This window comes from Methylobacterium sp. NPDC097929 (assembly GCF_049543375.1).
In the GTDB taxonomy this organism is placed as follows: Bacteria; Pseudomonadota; Alphaproteobacteria; order Rhizobiales; family Beijerinckiaceae; genus Methylobacterium.
Genome location: NZ_JBMVEP010000003.1, coordinates 325,351 through 339,722, shown reverse-complemented (window position 1 = coordinate 339,722; position 14,372 = coordinate 325,351). Strand labels below are relative to the sequence as shown.

Sequence of the window (14,372 nt, the reverse complement as noted above, 5' to 3'; positions counted from 1 at the left end):
AGCCGTCTATCCGAGCCATGGGACCGCCCTTGTCCGACCACACCCCCCTCGCCCTCGCCCAGGCGCTGATCCGCTGCCCTTCCGTGACCCCGGAGGAGGGCGGCGCCCTGTCCTTCCTGGCGGACCTTCTTTCGCGGGCGGGCTTCTCCGTCGAGCGCCCGGTCTTTTCGGAGGCCGGCACGCCGGACATCGAGAACCTCTACGCGCGCATCGGCACGGCAGGCCCGGTCCTCATCTTCGCCGGCCATACCGACGTGGTGCCGCCGGGCGAGACGACCGCTTGGAGCCACGGGCCGTTCTCGGGCACGGTCGCCGACGGCTTCCTCTACGGTCGCGGCGCCGTGGACATGAAGGGCGGCATCGCCTGCATGCTCGCCGCGACGCTGGCCTTCCTCGATGCGCGCGGCCCGGATTTCGGCGGCTCCATCGCCTTCCTCATCACCGGCGACGAGGAGGGGCAGGCGGTGAACGGCACCGTCAAGCTGCTCGACTGGGCCAAGGCGAGGGCTGAGCGCTTCGACCATTGCCTGCTCGGCGAGCCGACCAACCCCGATGCCCTGGGCGAGATGATCAAGATCGGCCGGCGCGGCTCGCTCACGGGCCGGATCACCGTGCACGGGCGCCAGGGCCACGTCGCCTATCCCCACCGGGCCGAGAACCCGATCCCCGGCCTGCTGCGCCTCGCCTCTGCCCTGATCGCCGAACCGCTCGACGGCGGCACCGCGCATTTCGACGCCTCGAACCTCGAATTCACGACGATCGATGTCGGCAACCCCGCCACCAACGTGATCCCGGCCTCGGCCAAGGCCGTGTTCAACGTGCGCTTCAACGACGACTGGACCGCCGAGACCCTGGGCGCCGAGATCGCCAAGCGCCTGGAGGCGGCAGCCGGCAACGCCGTGCGCTTCAGCCTCGACCTCCAGCCCTCGAACTCGCCGGCCTTCCTGACCCGGCCCGACGCCTTCGTCGATCTCGTCGCGGATGCGATTCAGGCCGAGACCGGACGACGCCCGGCGCTCTCGACCACGGGGGGTACCTCGGACGCGCGCTTCATCAAGGATGCCTGCCCGGTGATCGAGTTCGGCCTCGTCGGGCGGACCATGCACGAGACCGACGAGCGCGTGGCTCTGGCCGATCTGGAGCGGCTCACCGCGATCTACGGGCGGGTGCTGGAGGCTTATTTCGACACCGCTTCGAGCTGATCGCATCGTCAGGGCGAGGCGGAGCCGAAGCCATCCGGGGCTCTGTACGATCCGGAGGGGTCGCGCCGCTCACGCTCGCGATGACGATCCGAGGTGATCAAGCGGAAGCCGTCCGAAGCCTCGTCCCGGCCGATGGCCGCCGGCTTTCGAAAAAACGGGACAATGCGCTGCCATCAAGCGTAATCGACACCGACGAAGGTCAACCCGCAGGCCGGGGCCAGCGGGCCGCAACGGTGCTTCGCTCTGGTCGCCAGGATCTCCGCCACGTCGTCGGCGGAGAGGCGCCCGCTACCCGCCAGCATCAGCGTGCCGGCCATGGCGCGCACCTGATGGTGCAGGAAGGAGCGGGCGGAGGTCGCGATCACGATCTCCTCGAACAGGCCCATCCGCTCGCGGGTCACGTCGAGCTGTTCGAGCGTGCGCACGGGGCTCTTGGCCTGACACTCCGCGGCGCGGAACGCGGAAAAGTCATGGCGGCCGAGCAGCCGCCGGGCGGCCGCCTGCATCAAGCAGGCGTCGAGCGGCCAGGGCACCTGCCAGACATGGGCGCGGGTGAGCGCGGCGGGGCTGCGCCGGTTGAGGATGCGGTAGCGGTAATGCCGTCGGATCGCTGAGTGGCGGGCGTCGAATGCCCCCGTCACGACCTCGGCGGACAGGATGGAGACGGGCTGCGGACGCAGATGCGCGTTGAGCGCGTCGCGCACGGTGTCGGTGCGCCAGTCCCTGGCGAGGTCGAGATGCGCCACCTGGTGGATCGCGTGCACGCCCGCATCGGTGCGGCCGGCGCAGGTGAGCCGCGCCGTCTCGCCGGAGAAGCGGGTGACCGCGGTCTCGATGGCGGCCTGCACGCTCGGGTCGTCGGCCTGCCGCTGCCAGCCGCAGAACGGCGCGCCGTCATACTCGATGACGAGTTTGTAACGAGGCATCAGGATTCGGGGACAGCAACCCTCCCCCCTCCGCGGGGAAGGGTGCCTGCGGAGCAGGCGGGAGTGGGGGCGACGCTTCGGGAAAGGTCGCTCCCCTCACCCGACCCGCCTCGCGGGCCACCCTCTCCCGCAGAGGGGGGAGGGGGATATCGGAAGCCGGTCACGTGAACAAAGTCCCTGCCGCCAGCCGCGCCCCGCGCAAAAACTCCTCGCCGCTGGCCGTGCCGCCCTTGCCGGCCCGGCGCAGTTCGAGGAGCCGCACGGCGCCCGCGCCGCAGGCGATGGTGCAGGACGCATCGAGCAGCGTCCCGGGCGCCGCCGATCCCTCGGCGGGCAGGGCCCGCAGCACCTTGACCCGTTCCGGCCCCTTGCCGAGGTCGGCCTCGAAAGCGGCCCCCGGGAACGGCGACAATCCGTTGATGTGGCGAGCGACCTCGGCCGCCGGGCGTGCCCAGTCGATGCGCGCCTCCTCGTTGCTGATCTTGTGGGCGTAGACGACGCCCTCTTCGGCCTGCGGCGTGAAGGTCAGGCCGCCCCGATCCAGGGCGTGGATCGCCCGCCCCATCAGGTCGGCGCCGAGCGGCATCAGCGCGTCGTGCAGTTCGCCCGCGGTCATGCCCTCGGTGATGGCCACGCGCGCCTCCATCGCCACCGGCCCTGTATCGAGCCCGGCCTCCATGCGCATGACGCCGACGCCGCTCTGCGCATCGCCCGCCATCACCGCGCGCTGGATCGGCGCGGCCCCGCGCCAGCGCGGCAGCAGCGAGCCGTGCAGGTTGAGGCAGCCGTGGCGCGGCAGGTCGAGGATCGCTTGCGGGAGCAGCATGCCGTAGGCGACGACCACGGCCACGTCGGCCGCGTGGCCGGCGAAGGTCTCGGCGGCCTCCGGCGCCTTCAGGCTTGAAGGGGTGAGGACGGGCAGGCCCAGAGCCTCGGCGCGGGCGTGGACGGGGGACGGCTTCAGGGCCATGCCGCGGCCGGCCTTGGCGGGCGCGCGGGTGTAGACGGCGGCGATCGTGTGGCCGTCGGCGTGCAGACGGGCCAGGGTGGGGACGGCGAAATCCGGCGTCCCCATGAAGACGATGCGCATCGGACCTTCGTCAGGCGGCGTCGCGCTTGGCGGCCTTGGTGAACTTCTTCATCACCCGGTCGCGCTTGAGCTTCGACAGGTGGTCGATGAACAGCACGCCGTTGAGGTGGTCGATCTCGTGCTGCAGGCAGGTGGCGAGCAGGCCGTCGGCCTCCTGCTCCACGGTCTGCCCGTCGAGGTTCATGTAGCGCACGCGGACGCGGTCCGGCCGCTCGACCTCGCCGTAGAATTCGGGGATCGACAGGCAGCCCTCGTCGTAGACCCGCCTCTCGTCCGAGGTCCAGACGATCTCCGGGTTGAGGTAGACGGTTGGGTTCCGGGCCGTCTCGTCCTTCGAGGTGTCGATGGTGACGACGCGCTTGGCCACCCCGATCTGGATCGCGGCGAGGCCGACGCCGGGAGCGTCGTACATCGTCTCGATCATGTCGCGGGCGAGCGTCCGGATCTCCTCGGTGACGGCCGCCACCGGCTCGGAGATGAGGCGCAGCTGCGCGTCGGGCAGGATCACGAGGGGGCGGACGGTCATGGCTTCCGGGCCGGGATGGGCAGGGACGTGGGGGAACGCGTGAAAAAGCGTTGCGTCATCCGCAGATAGGCGGCGGCGCGAAGTCGGTCAAATCGCCCGCCGGTCCTCAGAACGCCGTGCGGCTGCGGATCGCCGCCGTGAGCGTGCCCTCGTCGAGATAATCGAGTTCGCCGCCGACCGGCACGCCGTGGGCGAGGCGGGTGATGGTGAGCCCGAGATGCTTGAGGGATTCGGTGACGTAGTGGGCCGTGGTCTGGCCGTCGACGGTGGCGTTGAGGGCCAGGATGATCTCCTTGACGCCCGGCTCGCTCGCCCGCTCGACCAGACGGGCGATGGTGAGGTGCTCGGGCCGCACCCCGTCCAGCGCCGAGAGCACGCCGCCGAGCACGTGGTAGCGCGCCTTGACCGCGCCGGAGCGCTCCAACGCCCAGAGGTCGGACACATCCTCGACCACGACCAGCATCGTCGGATCGCGGGTCTCGTCCCGGCAGATCGTGCAGGGATCGCTGGTATCGACGTTGCCGCAGGAGCGGCAGACGACGATGCGTTCGGCCGCGACCCGCATCGCCTCGGCCAGCGGCGCCAGCAGGGTCTCGCGCTTCTTGATGAGCTGGAGCGCGGCCCGGCGGGCGGAGCGGGGGCCGAGGCCCGGCATGCGTCCGAGAAGCTGGATCAGGCGCTCGATCTCCGGACCGGCGACGGCTTGGGGCATGCGGGAACTTCGGACGGTTGCGAGGAACGGGGCGGCGGGCGCCCTGCCCTCACATAAGCCTTCCCCCCGGCATTTTCCCGTTCAGGAAAGCGACAGCTCGGCCGTTTCAAGAGGAGCCGGCGAGCAAATTTAATTTGAACCCGCACCAAGGAATAGTTGACGGCCAAGCCCGAGACCGATCCATTGGCGGGGGCGGGGCGGAGAACCTGCGTGCGGCGGCCCTGAGCGACCGCACGGACGCCTCGCGACAAGAAGTCGGACGCCGCGCTCGCCGGCGGCGTGACGGTGCGATCAGGGCCGTGAGGGAGGACTAGTTCCGTGAAGACCATCGGTGAATTCAACGCGGCCCACGGTCCGGAGGCGATCGGCCTGACCGATCTCGCCGCCGTCCACTGGAATCTTGAGGCGCCCCGGCTCTACGAGGAGGCCCTGCAGCGCGGGGAAGCACAGCTCGCCCGCGGCGGCGCGCTGGTGGCGACCACCGGCAGCCACACCGGCCGCTCGCCCAAGGACAAGTACGTGGTGCGCGATGCCGGCACCGAGAACGAGATCTGGTGGGACAACAACGGCTCGATCACGCCCGACCAGTTCGCGACGCTCCTCGGCGATTTCCGCGCCCATGCCCGGGGCAAGGAGCTGTTCGCCCAGGATCTCTACGGCGGCGCCGACCCGGCTCACCGGGTGCGGGCACGGGTCTATACCGAGTTCGCCTGGCACTCCCTGTTCATCCGCAACCTGCTGATCCGCCCCGAGCGCGACGATCTCGCCGCCTACGTACCGGAACTGACGATCATCGACCTGCCGAGCTTCCAGGCCGATCCGGCCCGGCACGGCTGCCGCTCCAAGACCGTCATCGCCATCGATTTTGCGCAGAAGATCGTTCTGATCGGCGGCTCGGCCTATGCCGGGGAGATGAAGAAGTCGGTCTTCACCTATCTCAACTACGTGCTCCCCGGCACCGGCGTGATGCCGATGCACTGCTCGGCCAATGCCAGCCTCGACGAGACCGGTGATTCGGCCGTGTTCTTCGGCCTGTCCGGCACCGGCAAGACCACGCTCTCGAACGATTCCTCGCGCCAGCTGATCGGCGACGACGAGCACGGCTGGAGCCGGGACGGCATCTTCAACTTCGAGGGCGGCTGCTACGCCAAGACCATCCGGCTCTCGCGCAACGCCGAGCCGGAGATCTACGCCACCACCGAGCGCTTCGGCACGGTGATGGAGAACGTCGTCATCGATCCCGTGAGCCGCGCGCCCGACTTCGACGACGCCTCGCTCACCGAGAACACCCGCTGCGCCTACCCGCTCGACTTCATCGCCAATGCCAGCGCCACCGGCCGGGCCGGGCATCCCAAGAACATCGTGATGCTGACCTGCGACGCCTTCGGCGTGATGCCGCCGATCGCCAAGCTGACGGGCGCGGAGGCGATGTACCACTTCCTCTCGGGCTACACCGCCAAGGTGGCCGGGACCGAGCGCGGGCTGACCGCGCCCGAGGCGACCTTCTCGACCTGCTTCGGGGCGCCGTTCATGCCGCGCCACCCGAGCGTCTACGGCAACCTGCTGCGGGAGCTGATGGCCGAGCACGGCGTCGATTGCTGGCTCGTCAACACCGGCTGGACCGGCGGCGGGGTCGGCACCGGGCGGCGCATGCCGATCCGCGTCACCCGCCGGCTGCTCTCGGCGGCGCTCGACGGCTCTCTGGCGCAGACCGAATTCCGCCGCGACCCGTATTTCGGCTTCTCGGTGCCCGTCGAGGTGCCCGGCGTCGAGACGCAGGTGCTCTCGCCGGTCGAGACCTGGACCAACAAGGCGGCCTTCGCCGAGACCGCCACGCGCCTCGTCACGATGTTCCGCGAGAACTTCACCCGCTTCGAGAGCCACGTCGATGCCGACGTGCGCGCCGCCGAGCCGGTCGCCGCCCCGATCGCGGCGTGAGCGATGAAGGCCCCTCTCCGAACCGGCGGGGAGGGGCGACGGTCAGAGCCTGCTTGACTGATCTATTTTGGCAAACTCGTGCGTCCTCATGCTGAGGTGCCGAGCGAAAGCTCGGCCTCGAAGCACCCCGGAACGGTCGATCCTACGGAGCCGGTTCCGGTGGAGCGTCGCGGCGTGCTTCGAGGCTGCTGGCGCAGCACCTCAGCATGAGGAGCGTCGTGGCCGCCAGACTCATGGCCGCCAGAATAGAGTGGTCGAACCGGCGCTCAGTCCACTTGGTCTGCGTAGACGGCCTCGGCGCCCATGCCCTCTTCGAGCATCATCCGGGCGCGGGCGCGCAGCTTCTCCGTCTCGCTCTTGAGCTGGCCGCAGGCCGCGAGGATGTCGCGCCCGCGCGGGGTGCGCACCGGCGAGGCGTAGCCGGCGGTGAAGACGATCTCGGAGAAGCGCTCGATCCGCTCCCAGTCCGAGCACTCGTATTTCGAGCCGGGCCAGGGATTGAACGGGATCAGGTTGATCTTGGCCGGGATGCCCTTGAGCAGCCGCACCAGGGCGCGGGCATCGGCGTCCGAATCGTTGACGCCCTTGAGCATCACGTACTCGAAGGTGATGCGCCGGGCGTTGCTCAGCCCCGGATAATTCCGGCAGGCGTCGAGAAGCTGCGCGATCGGATATTTGCGGTTCAGGGGCACCAGTTCGTTGCGCAACTCGTCGCGCACGGCGTGCAGCGAGATCGCCAGCATGGCATTGGCCTCGAGCCCCAGCCGCTCGATCTGCGGCACCACGCCCGAAGTCGAGACCGTGATGCGCCGCCGCGAGAGGGCGAGCCCCTCCTGGTCCGACATCACGGCGATGGCATCGATCACCGCGTCGAGATTGTAGAGCGGTTCGCCCATGCCCATGAACACGATGTTGGTCACGAGCCGGCCGGGCTCGCCGCCATCCTTGCCCGGCATCTGGCCGGTGAAGTCGCCGAGCGCGTCGCGGGCGACGACGAGCTGCGAGACGATCTCCGCGGTGGAGAGGTTGCGCACGAGGCGCTGCGTGCCGGTGTGGCAGAACGAGCAGGTCAGGGTGCAGCCGACCTGGGACGAGACGCAGAGCGTGCCGCGGTCGTCGCCGGGGATGTAGACGCACTCGATCTCGGCGCCGCGATTGTGGTCGTGCGCGCCGGTCGGCGCCATGCGCAGGAGCCATTTGCGGGTGCCGTCACGCGAGACCTGCTCGGTGACGACCTCCGGGCGTTCGAGGGTGAAGTGATCGGCAAGCTGCGCCTTCAGCCCCTTGCCGACATTGGTCATCTCGGAGAACGCGCGGGCGCCGCGCACGTAGAGCCAGTGCCAGATCTGGCTCACCCGCATCCGCGTCTCGCGCTCGGGCACGCCGATGCCGATGAGCGCCTGCTTGAGACCCTCGCGCGTGAGGCCGACGAGGGAGGCCTTGCGGCCGGGCAGGGTCGAGAGGGCCGTGACCTCGGGCGTCTTCTCGATTGCGGGGAGGGCGCGCGATGCGCCCGGGGCGGAGTCGAACGACGCCGTCGCCATGGCTCTAGACCTTAGGAAGCTGGAACGGCTCTCATATAGGCGCATTCGGGCGGGAACGCGACTGCGCCCGATGCCGGGGAGCGGCCCGCGATTTCGCGGGCGTCCGGCTTCAGCCCTGCAGTTCCACCTCCAGGAACGCCCGCACCTCCGCCGCGTCGATCCCCGGGGCGATGAAGCTCTGACCGATGCCGCGGGCGAGGATGAAGGTGAGCCGGCCGTCGCGGACCTTCTTGTCCTGAGCCATGGCATCGAGGAGGGCATCCGGATCGCCGGCGCCGCCGGGCACCTGGCTCAGCCGGGTCGGCAGTCCGGCCAGCGCGAGGTGGTTGGCCACGCGCCCCGCATCCTGGCCGGGGCACAGGCCGAGCCGGGCCGAGAAGCGGAAGGCGAGGGCCAGCCCGATCGCCACGCCCTCGCCGTGGACGAGACGGGCGGCGTCGTAGCCCGTCAAGCGTTCCAGGGCGTGACCGAAGGTGTGGCCGAGATTGAGCAGCGCCCGCTCGCCGTCCTCCCGCTCGTCGCGGGTCACGACGCCGGCTTTGGCGCGGCAGCAGGCGGCCACCGCCTCGTCGCGCTCCGGCCCGCCCGAGAAGATGCCGGCCCAGTTCGCCTCGCACCATTCGAAGAAGCCGGCATCCCCGATCAGCCCGTACTTGGCGACCTCGGCGTAGCCCGCCCGCATCTCGCGCTCCGAGAGCGTGTCGAGGGTCGCGGTGTCGGCGATGACGAGGCGCGGCTGGTGGAAGGCGCCGATCAGGTTCTTGCCGTGGGGCGAGTTGATCCCGGTCTTGCCGCCCACCGACGAATCAACCTGCGCGAGCAGGGTCGTCGGCACCTGAACGAAGCGGACGCCGCGTCGCAGGGAGGCGGCCGCAAAGCCCGCCAGATCCCCGACCACGCCGCCGCCGAGCGCCACGACGAGGTCGCCACGCTCGATTCTCTGGGCGAGCAGGCTGTCGCAGACGCGGGCGAACTCCGCGTAGCTCTTCGACGCTTCCCCCGGCGGAACGGCGATGAGCTCGCAGCACAGGCCAGCGGCTTCCAGACTCGCGCGCACCCGCTCGCCGTAGAGGCCCGCCACCGTCTCGTCCGTGACGATGCCGGCCGCCCGCGCGCCGAGATCCCGCGCCTCTGCTCCCACCGCGTCGATGAGGCCGCGGCCGATGCGGATGTCGTAGTCGCGCCCGCCGGAGAGCGGGACGTGCACACGCGAGGGTTGCTTTTGCATAGGAGATATCAAATGTTGTGATTTGGCCGCGAGTGTCGGATTGATGTGGATGTCGAGAGCTTCCATCACGTCCTCGACGACGCGATCGTGGGATACCTCGCGGGAGAGCACCGTGACGTCGGCCTGGGCATAGACGGGATGGCGCAGCTCCATCAGCGCACGCATGGTCGCTTCCGGATCCTCCGTCTGGAGGAGCGGGCGCGTTTGACGCTTGCGGACGCGGCGCATCAGCACGTCGAGATCGGCCTTGAGCCAGACCGAAATACCCCCTTCGGCGATCCGGGCCCGGGTCGCCTCGCGCATAAAGGCGCCGCCGCCCGTGGCCAGCACCATCGGCCCCTCGCGCATCAGGCGCGCGATGACGCGCTCTTCGCCCTCACGGAAGCTCGCCTCGCCGTAGATGGCGAAGATGTCGGCGATGGTGAGCTTGGCGGCCGCCTCGATCTCGTGGTCGGCATCCTTGAACATCAGCCCCAGACGGCTGGCGAGGCGGCGACCGACCGTGCTCTTGCCCGCCCCCATCAGACCGACGAGCACGATCGACCGGGCTCCCAGGCCGCGGCGCAGGCGTGCTTCGATCGGTTCGCCGGGCGACGGGGCCGGCGGCTCGGGAAGAGTCATGGCGCGGTCATAGACGGTTTTCCGGATGCGGCGAAGGGTCGGATGCAGGCCTCTCTCCACACCGAATGCCCCCGGCACACCCTCCGAAACCCGTCCTGCGTGCATCATAAATGGGATCGACCGCAAATCGGTAGCGAGAGGGGGTTGCCATTCGTCGCCGGGGCGGGGAGGCTCACGCGAGCGCGTGGGACGGCACCGCTCTCGACTGGGGTCTCTCAGTCGAGTGCCCCCACGTTTGTCTTTTTCGTGCCAGGAAACACATGCTGCCGTACGGATCTGTCTCCTTACCCTTCACCGACAGCGAGAGGGAGGCGAGCGACTCAGACACCGATCCGCGCGGCCTCAGCCCGCGTGTCTCCCGTCTCAGCGGCCCCGCAGCCCGAGCCCGGGCCACGCCGGTCTCGACGGATGCGCGCCTCCTGGCCATCGCAACGGAGCATCTGACCCGCCTCGGCCCCAAACGGGTGACCGTGGTCGCGGTCGCCGCGGAGGCAGGCATGACCCATGCCAACGTCTACCGCTACTTCCCCTCGAAGGACGCCCTGCTCGATGCCGTCGCCGGGCGCTGGCTGCGCGACCTGGAGACGGAACTCGCCGGCATCGCCGACGCGCCCGATCCCGCCGACGACAAGATCGAGCGCTTCATCGGCGCGCTGGCCACGGCGCAGAGCGAGATGCTGACCCACGAGCCGAACCTGTTCGCGGTCCATCTCGACGCCACGGTCGCGTCCCGCCCGATCGCCCGCCGCCACCGCGTCCGCCTCCGCACCCTCGTCGAGCGGATCGTCGAGGAGGGAATCGGAACCGGCGTCTTCGCCGCCCGCGACCGGGAGCGGGCCATCGCCGTCATCTTCGATGCGAGCTACCGCTTCACGCATCCGGTCGCGATCCAGCACGATGCGGACGTTCCCCGCGACCTGCTCGATGCCCGACTCGGCGCCGTGATCCAGTCGATCCAACGCGCCCTGCGCACGGGCACCTTCTGACGATCGAATAAGGCTTCGAAGCTGCATTGCGGTAGGATCAAAACCGCCCGGATGACAGATCGCGAATCCTGTCACCGACCCCTTGCCGGCTGCCTATCGCCGCTCCGATCAGCGCCAATCGCTTGCGAAAGCTCGGCTTTTTCCACGACCCGGCTCCGCCTGCCGGCCCCTACGACCGGGCCGGGGGCGGCCTGCCTCGACCTTCGTCGGGTTGAAGGAGTGTGGCTTTTCCGCCAAACACCGGCCTCATCGAGATTGATCGGCGAAGGTTCGGCCGCATCGCACCATCTGCGAGATCGCTGACAAGATTTTTCGAACCGCCACGCATTCCGACCGGAGGCTAGAACGTTCATGGCACGCAGCAAGATCGCGCTCATCGGGGCCGGACAGATCGGCGGCACCCTTGCCCATCTCGCGGGTCTCAAGGAACTCGGTGACGTGGTGCTGTTCGACATCGTCGACGGCGTGCCGCAGGGCAAGGCGCTCGACATCGCCGAATCCGCTCCCGTCGACGGCTTCGACGCCAAGTATTCGGGCGCCAGCGACTACGCGGCGATCGCCGGGGCCGACGTGGTGATCGTCACCGCGGGCGTGCCGCGCAAGCCCGGCATGAGCCGCGACGACCTCATCGGCATCAACCTGAAGGTGATGGAGGCGGTCGGCGCCGGCATCAAGGAGCACGCTCCCGACGCCTTCGTGATCTGCATCACCAACCCGCTCGACGCGATGGTATGGGCGCTGCAGAAGTTCTCGGGCCTGCCCACCAACAAGGTCGTCGGCATGGCCGGCGTGCTCGATTCCGCCCGCTTCCGCCACTTCCTGGCCGACGAGTTCAAGGTCTCGGTCGAGGACGTGACCGCCTTCGTGCTCGGTGGCCACGGCGACGACATGGTGCCGCTGACCCGCTACTCGACGGTGGCCGGCGTGCCTCTGACCGATCTGGTCAAGCTCGGCTGGACCACTCAGGAGAAACTCGATGCCATGGTCGAGCGCACCCGCAAGGGCGGCGGCGAGATCGTCAACCTCCTGAAGACCGGCTCGGCCTTCTACGCGCCGGCGGCCTCCGCCATCGCCATGGCCGAGAGCTACCTCAAGGACAAGAAGCGGGTGCTGCCCTGCGCCGCCTACCTCTCGGGCGAGTACGGCGTGGACGGCCTCTATGTCGGCGTGCCAGTGGTGATCGGCGAGAACGGCGTCGAGCGCGTCCTCGAAGTGACCTTCAACGACGACGAGAAGACGATGTTCGAGAAGTCGGTCGGCGCCGTGAAGGGCCTGATCGCCGCCTGCCAGGGCATCAACGACAAGCTCGTGTAAAAGCGAGCGAAGAGCGGGCAGTGATTTGCGGGCGGGCCGCCTCGGCGCCCTTCGCTCCACTGCCGCTCTACGCTATTGGCTAGGCCCTATCCGCTCGACGAGGTCTCGATGAACATCCACGAATACCAGGCCAAAGCCGTCCTGAAGGAGTTCGGCCTGCCGGTCTCCCGCGGCGTGCCGATCTTCAAGCCGGAGGAGGCCGCAGCGGCGGCCGACACGCTCGGCGGTCCGGTCTGGGTGGTGAAGTCGCAGATCCACGCGGGCGGGCGCGGCAAGGGCACCTTCAAGGGCGCCCCCGCGGGTGCCAAGGGCGGCGTGCGCGTCACCAAGTCGAAGGACGAGGTGGTGCAGTTCGCGGGCGAGATGCTCGGGCAGACGCTGGTGACCGTGCAGACCGGAGAGGCCGGCAAGCAGGTCAACCGCCTCTACATCGAGGAAGGCGCCTCCATCGCCGCCGAGTTCTACCTGTCGATGCTCGTCGATCGCGAGACCGGCCGCGTCGCCTTCGTCGTCTCGACGGAGGGCGGCATGGATATCGAGCAGGTCGCCCACGACACCCCTGAGAAGATCGTCACCTTCTCGGTCGATCCGGCCACGGGCATCATGCCCCACCACGGCCGCGCCGTCGCCAAGGCGCTCGGCCTCTCCGGCCCCCAGGCCAAGGAAGCGGGCGCGCTGACGGAGAAGCTCTACGCGGCCTTCACGGCCAAGGACATGAGCATGCTGGAGATCAACCCGCTGGTTCTGACCGGCGACGGTTCTCTCAAGTGCCTCGACGCCAAGATTTCCTTCGATTCGAACGCCCTCTACCGCCACCCCGACATCGTCGCGCTCCGCGACGAGACGGAAGAGGACGCCAAAGAGATCGAGGCCTCGAAATACGACCTCGCCTATATCGCGCTCGACGGCACGATCGGCTGCATGGTCAACGGTGCGGGTCTGGCCATGGCGACCCTCGACATCATCAAGCTCTACGGCGAGGAGCCGGCGAACTTCCTCGATGTCGGCGGCGGCGCCTCCGAGGAGAAGGTGACGGCGGCCTTCAAGATCATCACCGCCGACCCGCAGGTGAAAGGCATCCTCGTCAACATTTTCGGCGGGATCATGAAGTGCGACGTCATCGCCCGCGGCGTGATCGCGGCGGTCAAGACGGTCGGCCTCGAAGTGCCGCTGGTCGTGCGGCTGGAGGGCACCAACGTCGAGGAGGGCAAGGAGATCATCCGGAATTCCGGCCTCAACGTCATCCCCGCGGACGATCTCGACGACGCCGCGCAGAAGATCGTCGCCGCGGTGAAGAAGGGTTGAGCTGACAGATGTCCATTCTCATCGACGCCAACACCCGGGTCATCTGCCAGGGCTTCACCGGCAAGAACGGCACCTTCCACTCCGAGCAGGCCATCGCCTACGGCACCCAGATGGTCGGCGGCACCAGCCCCGGTAAGGGCGGCTCAACCCATCTCGGTCTGCCGGTGTTCGACACCGTGGCCGAGGCGCGCGAGGCCACCGGCGCTGACGCCTCCGTCGTCTACGTGCCGCCGCCGGGCGCGGCCGACGCGATCTGCGAGGCGATCCAGGCCGAAATCCCCCTGATCGTCTGCATCACGGAAGGCATTCCGGTGCTCGACATGGTGCGGGTCAAGCGCGCGCTCGAAGGCTCGAAGTCGCGCCTGATCGGGCCGAACTGCCCCGGCGTGGTCACGGCGGGCCAGTCGAAGATCGGCATCATGCCGGCCAACATCTTCAAGCCGGGCTCCGTCGGCATCGTCTCGCGCTCGGGGACCCTGACCTACGAGGCGGTGTTCCAGACCTCGAATGCCGGACTCGGCCAGACCACGGCGGTCGGCATCGGCGGCGATCCGGTCAAGGGCACCGAGTTCATCGACATGCTCGAGATGTTCCTCGCCGACCCCAAGACCGAGTCGATCGTGATGATCGGCGAGATCGGCGGCTCGGCCGAGGAAGAGGCGGCGCAGTTCCTGGCCGACGAGGCCAAGCGCGGACGCAAGAAGCCCATGGTCGGCTTCATCGCCGGCCGCACGGCGCCTCCGGGCCGCCGCATGGGCCATGCGGGCGCCATCATCTCCGGCGGCAAGGGCGGCGCCGAGGACAAGATCGCGGCGATGGAGGCGGCGGGCATCCGCGTCTCGCCGTCGCCGGCCCGGCTCGGCTCCACGCTCGTGGACGTGCTGAAGGCAAGGTGATGAAGAGTCGTTGGGGTCTGTAACCGGGACCTGCGCGGCTGTGTTGCACCGCACGCAAGCTCGGGCGACCCATATGGGACAGGA

General features: G+C 69.0%; 12 protein-coding genes. 6 read left to right on the top strand and 6 right to left on the bottom strand.

Annotation, left to right across the window (positions count from 1 at the left end; genetic code table 11):
* Window positions 1-17 precede the first annotated feature (17 nt).
* Window positions 18-1,202, top strand: coding sequence for a succinyl-diaminopimelate desuccinylase (dapE, locus tag ACPCJR_RS11715; RefSeq protein ID WP_391512142.1), 1,185 nt, complete (start codon window positions 18-20; stop codon window positions 1,200-1,202).
* A gap of 173 nt (window positions 1,203-1,375) precedes the next feature.
* On the opposite strand, the gene truA is transcribed toward dapE, so the two are convergent.
* From truA to recR, 4 genes are all read right to left on the bottom strand, one after another.
* Complete coding sequence (gene truA, locus ACPCJR_RS11710; protein WP_391512143.1) at window positions 1,376-2,128, bottom strand: tRNA pseudouridine(38-40) synthase TruA; 753 nt, start codon at window positions 2,126-2,128, stop codon at window positions 1,376-1,378.
* A gap of 160 nt (window positions 2,129-2,288) precedes the next feature.
* Window positions 2,289-3,218 (bottom strand): methionyl-tRNA formyltransferase, encoded by a 930-nt coding sequence (fmt, locus tag ACPCJR_RS11705; RefSeq protein ID WP_391512144.1) that lies wholly within the window; start codon window positions 3,216-3,218, stop codon window positions 2,289-2,291.
* Between the two features lie 10 nt (window positions 3,219-3,228).
* Window positions 3,229-3,744, bottom strand: a complete 516-nt coding sequence (locus ACPCJR_RS11700) for a peptide deformylase (protein WP_391512145.1) — start codon at window positions 3,742-3,744, stop codon at window positions 3,229-3,231.
* Window positions 3,745-3,850: 106 nt separating this feature from the next.
* Window positions 3,851-4,456 carry a recombination mediator RecR gene (recR, locus tag ACPCJR_RS11695; protein WP_331287714.1) on the bottom strand — a complete coding sequence of 202 codons (606 nt, stop codon included), beginning with the start codon at window positions 4,454-4,456 and terminating at the stop codon, window positions 3,851-3,853.
* A 318-nt stretch (window positions 4,457-4,774) separates the two neighbouring features.
* Between recR and ACPCJR_RS11690 the strand changes: the two genes are divergently transcribed.
* A complete protein-coding gene (locus tag ACPCJR_RS11690; protein WP_391512146.1) occupies window positions 4,775-6,394 on the top strand; it encodes a phosphoenolpyruvate carboxykinase in 1,620 nt (539 codons plus the stop codon).
* Window positions 6,395-6,660: 266 nt separating this feature from the next.
* Here ACPCJR_RS11690 and rlmN read toward each other — a convergent pair whose 3' ends face one another.
* Together rlmN and aroB are read right to left on the bottom strand one after the other, a co-directional pair.
* Window positions 6,661-7,938 carry a 23S rRNA (adenine(2503)-C(2))-methyltransferase RlmN gene (gene rlmN / locus ACPCJR_RS11685; RefSeq protein ID WP_391512147.1) on the bottom strand — a complete coding sequence of 426 codons (1,278 nt, stop codon included), beginning with the start codon at window positions 7,936-7,938 and terminating at the stop codon, window positions 6,661-6,663.
* Between the two features lie 109 nt (window positions 7,939-8,047).
* On the bottom strand, window positions 8,048-9,787 hold the full coding sequence (gene aroB, locus ACPCJR_RS11680; RefSeq protein ID WP_391512148.1) for a 3-dehydroquinate synthase: 1,740 nt from the start codon (window positions 9,785-9,787) through the stop codon (window positions 8,048-8,050).
* A 260-nt stretch (window positions 9,788-10,047) separates the two neighbouring features.
* Here aroB and ACPCJR_RS11675 point away from each other — a divergent pair, with 260 nt between their 5' ends.
* The 4 genes from ACPCJR_RS11675 to sucD all read left to right on the top strand — a co-directional run bounded on the left by ACPCJR_RS11675 (window position 10,048) and on the right by sucD (window position 14,288).
* Window positions 10,048-10,773 (top strand): TetR family transcriptional regulator, encoded by a 726-nt coding sequence (locus tag ACPCJR_RS11675; protein WP_391512149.1) that lies wholly within the window; start codon window positions 10,048-10,050, stop codon window positions 10,771-10,773.
* Between the two features lie 351 nt (window positions 10,774-11,124).
* Window positions 11,125-12,087 (top strand): malate dehydrogenase, encoded by a 963-nt coding sequence (mdh, locus tag ACPCJR_RS11670; protein ID WP_391512150.1) that lies wholly within the window; start codon window positions 11,125-11,127, stop codon window positions 12,085-12,087.
* A 108-nt stretch (window positions 12,088-12,195) separates the two neighbouring features.
* Window positions 12,196-13,392, top strand: a complete 1,197-nt coding sequence (gene sucC, locus ACPCJR_RS11665; RefSeq protein ID WP_391512151.1) for an ADP-forming succinate--CoA ligase subunit beta — start codon at window positions 12,196-12,198, stop codon at window positions 13,390-13,392.
* Between the two features lie 8 nt (window positions 13,393-13,400).
* The gene (gene sucD / locus ACPCJR_RS11660; protein ID WP_391512152.1) at window positions 13,401-14,288 is read left to right on the top strand and encodes a succinate--CoA ligase subunit alpha; all 888 of its coding nucleotides are present in this window, start codon (window positions 13,401-13,403) and stop codon (window positions 14,286-14,288) included.
* The last annotated feature ends 84 nt before the right edge of the window (window positions 14,289-14,372 follow it).